This window comes from Pseudomonas sp. A-1, assembly GCF_004801855.1.
Lineage (GTDB): Bacteria > Pseudomonadota > Gammaproteobacteria > Pseudomonadales > Pseudomonadaceae > Geopseudomonas.
On sequence record NZ_SSTC01000235.1, the window covers coordinates 1 to 612 of the forward strand.

A 612-nucleotide genomic window follows, 5' to 3' on the forward strand; every position below is an offset into this window, starting at 1 on the left:
TCGTCGAAGCACTCGGCGAGGATGGCCAGGCCCTTGTCCAGCTGGGCGTCCGGGATGGTGATCGGCATCAGGAAGCGGATGACGTTGTAGTAGGTGCCGCAGGACAGCAGGATCAGGCCCTTGTCGCGGGCGCGGGCGACGATCTTGCCGACCAGTTCGGCGGCTGGCTTGTGCACGTCGCCGTCCTCGAACAGCTCGATGGCGACCATCGAACCCAGGCCGCGCACGTCGCCGATGACCTTGTGCTTGGCCTGGATCTCGCGCAGGCCGGCCTTCAGGCGCTCGCCGACGGCCTGGGAGCGCTCCAGCAGGTTCTCCTCGTCGAACACCTCGAGCACGGCCAGGGCCGCGGCGCAGGCGATCGGGCTGCCGGCGTAGGTGCCGCCCAGGCCGCCGGGGGCGACGGCGTCCATGATTTCCGCCTTGCCGCACACGCCGGAGATCGGGAAGCCACCGCCCACCGACTTGGCGAAGGTGGTCAGGTCCGGGACGATGCCCAGCTGCTCGGTGGCGAAGAAGGTGCCGGTGCGGCCGGCGCCGGTCTGCACCTCGTCGGCGATCAGCAGGATGCCGTGCTGGTCGCACAGGGCGCGCAGGCGCTGCATGAAGGCC

The 612-nt window shown here is 70.1% G+C and carries 1 protein-coding gene; it reads right to left on the reverse strand.

The window, feature by feature from the left end:
• Positions 1 to 612 (reverse strand): aminotransferase class III-fold pyridoxal phosphate-dependent enzyme (locus E5198_RS21340; RefSeq protein WP_136491880.1); only part of this gene is annotated, 612 nt, incomplete at both ends.